Here is a 7022-nt window from a genome sequence, read left to right on the forward strand (position 1 = left end):
TAAAAAGAAAGCAAAACCGGCATTTTTACGTACAACCCATCGCGATACCGCACCATCAGGGGGGACGTCGCGCTACTGTTCATGGTCAGTCGCCCTCAAAAAGAAACGATCCAATCTCCTAACCATCCAGGCAACGGAGCCATCAATCATCCAGACATATTAGATTTGGCGATATCGATACCAACAACGCTGATCTTGTTCATGTGATGTGACTCCCAGATTAATGCAGTCAGTAAAAGTATGGCAGCAGCTACGTTAGGGAGGGGCGTAGATTACATCACTACAGATGCTATCAGACCCCCCAGAACATTAGGTTCAGGGCGTTTTTGATGGCTTCCGCATCCGCGCTGACATCCGCCTGCGCCTCGCCGGTGACACTGGCTGACACACCGGATAGTTCTGTCGTCATAACCCGGTAGTCTTTTCCGTTGACACAGACCACCGGGAACAGCTGGCGGTTGACCTTCTGCGAGAAATGCCGGGACTCCAGCAGCGGGATCACTATGCGCCGTCCGGGTGTTTCAATAATGTCGCTTTGTACATCTACAAACAGTTTGTAATGGCTCTCGCGTTTGTATTCATACACCGTGAACTGCATGTCACCAGCTCCGGTTTTCGTCGGCAAATGAGCCGTGTTGTGCAATAAAATTTGCTACTTCTTCCATGCCTTCCCTGTTCTCCACTTTCCATTGCTCGGCCTGTATGCGGCGGGCTTCCCGCACGATAGCGTCATTAACCAGCCCGGAAATGTTAACGCCTGCAGCGTGTAATGCCTGGTAATGCTCTTTGTCCACAGTCACGCTGACTCTGTGTTTCATAAGGTATCTCCTCATTTGAATACTGTGAGTATATACCAATAGTGTTCTTACTGTAGTGATAAAAGAGATTCTACGCCGAAATGGCCGTTAGATTGATGCCGCTACGCGGCATGAAGGCGCCAATTGTTGCTATAGATATTATGGTGTGTGAATGGCGCCGGTAGCCCGGCAACGCCGGTTCCGGTTTGATAGGTTTCACCTATCCCATCCCTCGCCCTGCTAAGCCAAACCCACTAATAGCGCCACAAAACTTTTTTTGCGCGGTCGGAGTGGTCACGGCAAGGCGTAAGCCGCCGCCGGGGCGTATCTCCGCGTTATGCGGGCCTTTAGGGCCGCTTACGAGCGTGTAATCAAAACCTCTCGCAACATTTCCTGCAGCGACTCAATTCTTTAGTTACAACACCCATTTTAAAGCCACTGCTGTTCCCGGCCTTTGGCCGGGGCGGCGGCGGCTTTGCAGTGGGTGGGGAGTTGTTTGTTGTTGAGGGTGACGCTGATGTTTTTGGCCGCGATGGTTTTGTGTCATTGAGCTATTAGGTGCAGCGACATAGCCCGCTTTGCGGGAGCTACTTGACCGGCGTAGCCGGTGGGTTATGGCTAAAAGAGTTGCGTTTTTGCAGGGTATTTGAGTTTCCAGGGGTGTTCTGCCTGAGCAAAGCGAAGGAGGTATCATCGAGCGCTGCTGAGCGCGATGACATCCCCTTTTTTAAAAGGCTTATTTTGTTATGGATTAACGTTCGAAAATAAGGATATCAGTACGTTATGCTTCGAAATTAATAGCCTTCTTCGAAATTAACTGCTGTTGTTTACGCTCCCGGATATCTGGGTAAGGAAGAGGATGCCCAACCCGCCTCATTTTCGTCATCGACGGCGCACACATCGCTTGCAAAAACAGCAATTCCTGAACGCCAGGCAGCACAAAACCCGCGTCGGGGTGGACACGGTTTTTTCAGTCTGGGTTTTTGGTAACTAGAGTTTGCCGGCGCGTTCCAGCAGTCGTTGATAATAGGCTTCCGGATCGCTGTGAAGCAGCCCCGGATTATCGCGCTGTAGCGCCATTTCCAGCTGCACGACCTCATGACGCATGGTTTTGTTCGACCAGGCGACATAAGCTTGATACATCAGGTTCTGGGCCTTTTTGTGGCCTTTGCCATCAGCTTTGATTTTGCTCTGTAGACCGTCAAGGAGCAGATCGAGACGATCACCTTGCTCAAGCGTATTGAGGGCGTCTTCGAGCTGGCCAACCACCTGCTCTTTCTCGCGGGCCAAGTCCGGGTTGACCACCCAGCGCTTTATCTGCTTGAGCCGGTTACGTAAAGAGTGGCGGTTTTTGAGGTCAATGCCGATACGCTCGATGCGCAAAAGATGCCGTTCGTATTTGGTTCGCAGAGTTTCGGTCAGGCCGTTCTTGATCGCCCAGGTACGGAATTGGCCGAGCCACTGGCGAATTTCATCGACAGCAATACCACGGCTAGTGAAGAATCTTTCACTGAGCCAGACACGCAACGGCTTGTTCTGGCCACTGTCGGTATCTTTGCCATGCAATACGATCGCGTACTGCAGCTGCTCCATTACCGATAGCGCATTGAGCGCCACGTCATAGGCTTTGCGGCCACTGTCGTAGACATGCAAGACGCCCATGTAATGTGCCAATTGCTCCATCGGAGCCATGATTTCGAAAGGATAGTCGCTGTCCGGGTTAAAGTCGCAGTTGGCCGCCATCACCTGTGACAGAGCCGTCAGCGCCTCGCAGGCCTCGGAACGTGCGTGAACGCGCATCGGTTTGGGAATGTAATAGGGATCGTTACGTTTGGTGTACGGAACATACCCATTTTGACGTAGCTCGACCAAGTCGGGATTGCGATGCCAATTGTGACTGCTGACGCGGGCGACCACTTTCGACGCCATGCCACGCGGAACGGCACATCTCAGCCCAGGCTGATAGCGGCGATGGATTTTTGACGTCCCTTTGCGTAAGGCATTAGCCTCTCCACGACGGGTACGGTTGGGTTCGATTATCGGAGCATCAGACGCGTAATTCAGGCTAGTCAAATAGCCCTGCGCTTATGCTGCACGATAGGAGTTGAATTTTTTTTGGCACAATTCTATACTCCCTGCATAGAGCAACGCTTCTATACAGTTTTGAGTGAGCCCCGTTAATCTTTCCGACCGCCAAGTTAGAGAAGATTATCGGGGTTTTTGCTTTTCAGAATCCGGAGAACTCTCTCAACGTCTTCTGTCCCTGCCACCATACTGGCGTGGCCAACCTAAAAATATTTAAACGATCAGCACATTAGCACTGAGTGAACCAACGATCAAGAAGGTCACCCCATTACCAAACATTCTTTGCGTTCCACTTCACGTTCTATCAAGCGTTCGATCAACTCTGCTTGAGTCAATCCGTACTCTTCACATAGATCGATCAAATGATCCTTTAGTGGCTTCCGTACAAATATCTTAACTTCTTTATGGGTTGATTTCTTTCTAGCTACGGATGCTTGCTGCTTTTCTGCAGGACTCAAAGGGTTACCTTTACGATATACACGTTTTGCATTCGATGAAGGAGTAACAATACCTATCGCCTGTGACATCTCCGCCTCCCCAAGGATCTAAAAAGGATCGATTAGGCAAAGACTACTACAGTTTCCAGCAGTTAGCAGCAAATGATCGTGATCTGCGACTCATGTTGGCGCATGAGCAATGATGTTTTGCAGATCTGATGGCTTGAAGAAAGGATCAGTAATTCGAATTTAGTGGAGTGCCTTCAGCCCAAAGACGCTCAAATTCCTGCTGATAGGCACGCGCTACAGCTGTTTCGTCGCGGATCACCACCACATTCTCGGCATTGCGACTGAACGCCGATGCGGTGTAGTTCGCAGAACCTGTCTGAACCGTCCGCCCGTCAATCACCACAAATTTCGAATGCTGAATGGCATATTTACTGTTTAAACGAACAGGGATCCCTTTATTGGCCAAAAATGTCACCGCGCTGTACGAGGCACGGTTGGCTTTATCGTCAGCCAGTACCCTCACCTGTACGCCACGCTGCTGCGCGGCCACCAGAGCCAGCGCCACCGGTTTTGAGGTAAAGCTGTATGCAGCCAACTCAATACTACTCCTGGACTGCGCCAACGAATCAAGTACCAGGGTCTGCGCCTGCCCGGGGGTAAACGCGGCTTCGACGGTAGCACTAGCAGGTTGCATTACGAGTAGGGGCCCGCTCAACAAGGTCAGACACACCAGGCTGGGCAATGACCGTCTGCTGACGAAATACAATTCCATGAGAACCTCTTGTTATTGAAGTACCAACTGAAACCCCGGAAGAGAAGAAAACTTGTTTTTCCTCTTTTCCGGGGTTGGACAACGGAGCAACGCGAAGGCGTCAGGATGGTGTACCCTATCTTTCTGGCCGTTGCGTTACATCGCAATCAGTCCCAATACCGCCAGATGCACGGTGTAGAACAGCGGAAAAAATTCCCGCGGCCAGAAACGAGCGACCAGACGACAGGAGCGGCTCAGCACTGTCAGGGTGACGCCCGGTATCACCAGCCCCACCATCATCATCGCCGCACCGTCGCCGGCGTTCAGCGCCAACATCACCAGCGCCAGACAGCACGCCAGTCCGGTGCGCGTGGTGCGCCTGGCCGTCATGCACACCCCGCAGGCCAGTAACAGCATCATGATGCCGGCAAGGCCATAGCTGCCGCCCGAAAAGGGATACCACGCCAGAACCAGTCCCAGCGACAGCGGCCACACGCGGGGACCGTGCTGCTGCATCAGCGCCAGCACCTGCCCGCTGACCGCAAAGGCAAACAGGATATTGCCCTCATACGGCTGCAGCCCGGCGAGTATCCAGCCGCCCTGTGCCACCACCGCCCACACCCACAACCGGTTCAGCGACGACTGACGGATGCGAGGATGGCGGGCCAGATTCATCGCCCAGACCAGGCCAAACAACGGGAAAGCACCCCGTCCAAGTAGCCGAAGCGCGTCGTTGTCGAGCCCGAACAGCAGACTGGTGTGGTCGGCCACCATCAGTATCAGTGCCACGGTTTTTATCAGGTCGGTTTGCCCCGGCGTCCAGACCAGCAACCGTTGCAGCCAGTTGTCCGTGACCACCACCAGGGGGAAGAACACATTATCCTCTGCCCGCATCTCAGTCTCCGCTCAGTGTTTTTTCCCGGTCGAGGTCACGCACCACCTCGCGCTCCATCTGTTGCAGACGTTCACGTTGCACATTCTCGTGTGCCACCTGTGCCACCGCGTTATCACGTCGGCGCTCCTCGTGATTGTCCAGCACCCTGACCGCGTCAGGGGTGGGTTCCTGCGTGCGTTCCAGTTCACGCGCCACTTCCCGTACCGGGTCTGTTCCTTCTCTGCCCTTATCACCGCCGCGCGCCATTTCCCGTACCGCCTGCGCGGCCCGTTCTTCCATTTCGCGGCGCTGCTGTTCGGCCTGCACCTGCTGCGCCACCACCTCCGGCGGCAGCTTTTCGCCATGCTGTGTGCCGGTGACCACATCGTTCGATACGCCATCCGCCCAGATCCGGCCCCCGGTGATGGCACCGGGGTTCCAGGGCCGCCCCTCGCTGCCAGGCAGACGCACCACCACGCCGCTGTGCGGATTTTCCCGCGCCAGCTTCAGCGCCGCCGGCATATCGGCCGCCAGCAATGACTCCCCGTTACGGCTCACCTGCAGGCCGGCAAAGGTGGCTGCCTCACTGCCCATCACGCGGCCTTCGTCCGTCAGCCCCCGCATTTCACCCTCACCGGGCATCAGCGAACTCAGCCAGATACCTGCCGGCTTACCGTTGCCGTCAAAGGCAGGCAAAGCCACATGGGGCTGCGGATATTTACGGCCAGGCGAGATGAAACGCGCCATCGATCCATCCGGCGATAATCCAGCCTGGCGCAGCACTGCGCGTCCGGCTGCCACCTCTCCCAGCGGCTTTGCCGTGCCCATCAAACGCTCGGCATTACTGACTGCCCGGTCACCGCGAGGCTCCAGAATGTCATGCGCCGTGCTGCGGGCGCGGGATTTTCCCATTGCCTCAGCCCAGGCCGCACGGTTGTCGGTATACACCTGCGCATGCTGCTTCATACGGCTCAGCGCCACGTAGGCCGATTCGAAGCTCACCATGGCTTTTCGTGCCCCTTCCGTGCCCTGCAGGGCAATCGCAAACGGCTCACTGGCCCCCTGCGCCCCGTGTGCAGTGACGGCGTAGGCCAGGTCGATATGCTGTTCTGCCCGCTCGGCAGCGGGGTTCACCGTCCGGGTCTGCTGCCCGTCTGTCAACGTGACCCTGTCACCGTCAATCTCGGATACTGTCCAGACGCTGTTGGCCACAAAACCACGCTCATTGTCGCTTTTGGAGAAACGCATCCGGTCGCCGGGCGATACAGTGAGAGTATCCGGGCGATACAGCGTCACCCCCTCTGTCGCAGCCTGGGTGGGCGACAGCGAGCGGGTGTTGCCCTGTTCATCTTTCAGGGTGACCAACTGCCCTTCCTTATCCAGGCGGTCAATCCGATAGTAGGTGCTGTCCAGCAGCACCAGATTGTCGTGCGCCGCCTGCCAGGTGGCCATTTTACGCAGCTCACCGTCACGCAGGTTGGCGGAGGTCAGTATCGGTAGTCGGGCCTCCTGCTCACCCAGCTCACCGGCCGCCTGACGAGCCTCATGTATCTGCGCGTTCAGCGCCCGCCGGTCGGCATTCAGGGTTGTCACCACGATGGTCTGTGCCTGCGCCTGCGGTGTTCGCCCGGTGTAGTCCCGCACGATGGCTTCATAGAGGGTGGCGGGCTGTGCGCCGGGCGTCAGGCTCCCATCGGCCAGACCTTTCTCGATGGCCTTCTCCTGCGCCGCGCCGAATTCCACCACCGAACTCTCCGGCTGCCAGGCACCCGCCTGACGCGGCACCTGTGCGGGTGGCACCTGCTCAAGGGTGTTGAGGGCGCTGTCGATGTCCCGGTCAATCAAACTGTAGACCGCCGGTTTCAGGGCTGGGGTCTGGCGAACGATCTCCTGCATCACCGCGACGTCGATGGCGCTGCGTTTTTGCAGCAGACGGAACGGCTGGCCAGGTGCGATGGACTGCAACTGATCGGTGTCGCCACTGGACACCGCCCGTCCGCCGCCCCCGGCGATCAGGCCATAGGCCCGGGCCATATCGGCATTGCCGACCATCGAGCTTTCATCCACCA

At 56.2% G+C, this 7022-nt stretch carries 7 protein-coding genes; all 7 read right to left on the minus strand.

Translation table 11 applies throughout. From position 1 onward, the window contains the following. Positions 1–292: 292 nt before the first annotated feature. The gene (ccdB, locus tag ACMV5I_RS28840) at positions 293–598 is read right to left on the minus strand and encodes a type II toxin-antitoxin system toxin CcdB (protein ID WP_181375124.1); all 306 of its coding nucleotides are present in this window, start codon (positions 596–598) and stop codon (positions 293–295) included. 1 nt (position 599) lies between these two features. Further along, complete coding sequence (gene ccdA, locus ACMV5I_RS28845) at positions 600–818, minus strand: type II toxin-antitoxin system antitoxin CcdA (RefSeq protein ID WP_181375123.1); 219 nt, start codon at positions 816–818, stop codon at positions 600–602. A 969-nt stretch (positions 819–1787) separates the two neighbouring features. Then, positions 1788–2870 carry a Replication protein gene (locus tag ACMV5I_RS28850; RefSeq protein WP_309472982.1) on the minus strand — a complete coding sequence of 361 codons (1083 nt, stop codon included), beginning with the start codon at positions 2868–2870 and terminating at the stop codon, positions 1788–1790. 272 nt (positions 2871–3142) lie between these two features. Next, positions 3143–3409, minus strand: coding sequence for a replication regulatory protein RepA (locus ACMV5I_RS28855; RefSeq protein WP_115160188.1), 267 nt, complete (start codon positions 3407–3409; stop codon positions 3143–3145). A 145-nt stretch (positions 3410–3554) separates the two neighbouring features. Beyond that, positions 3555–4100 carry a phospholipase D family protein gene (locus tag ACMV5I_RS28860; RefSeq protein ID WP_414825896.1) on the minus strand — a complete coding sequence of 182 codons (546 nt, stop codon included), beginning with the start codon at positions 4098–4100 and terminating at the stop codon, positions 3555–3557. Between the two features lie 135 nt (positions 4101–4235). Continuing rightward, complete coding sequence (gene traX / locus ACMV5I_RS28865; RefSeq protein ID WP_414825897.1) at positions 4236–4973, minus strand: type-F conjugative transfer system pilin acetylase TraX; 738 nt, start codon at positions 4971–4973, stop codon at positions 4236–4238. A 1-nt stretch (position 4974) separates the two neighbouring features. After that, on the minus strand, positions 4975–7022 hold a 2048-nt coding region (locus tag ACMV5I_RS28870; RefSeq protein WP_414825898.1), incomplete at its 5' end, for a conjugative transfer relaxase/helicase TraI domain-containing protein.

The sequence above is a fragment of the Serratia sp. T13T92 genome, from assembly GCF_047530105.1.
Lineage (GTDB): Bacteria > Pseudomonadota > Gammaproteobacteria > Enterobacterales > Enterobacteriaceae > Chania > Chania fonticola.

Coding starts and splice junctions, on each gene's coding strand:
- ccdB (WP_181375124.1), bottom strand. CDS start 598: ATGCAGTTCACGGTGTATGAATACAAACGCGAGAGCCATTACAAACTG.
- ccdA (WP_181375123.1), bottom strand. CDS start 818: ATGAAACACAGAGTCAGCGTGACTGTGGACAAAGAGCATTACCAGGCA.
- ACMV5I_RS28855 (WP_115160188.1), bottom strand. CDS start 3,409: ATGTCACAGGCGATAGGTATTGTTACTCCTTCATCGAATGCAAAACGT.
- ACMV5I_RS28860 (WP_414825896.1), bottom strand. CDS start 4,100: ATGGAATTGTATTTCGTCAGCAGACGGTCATTGCCCAGCCTGGTGTGT.
- traX (WP_414825897.1), bottom strand. CDS start 4,973: ATGCGGGCAGAGGATAATGTGTTCTTCCCCCTGGTGGTGGTCACGGAC.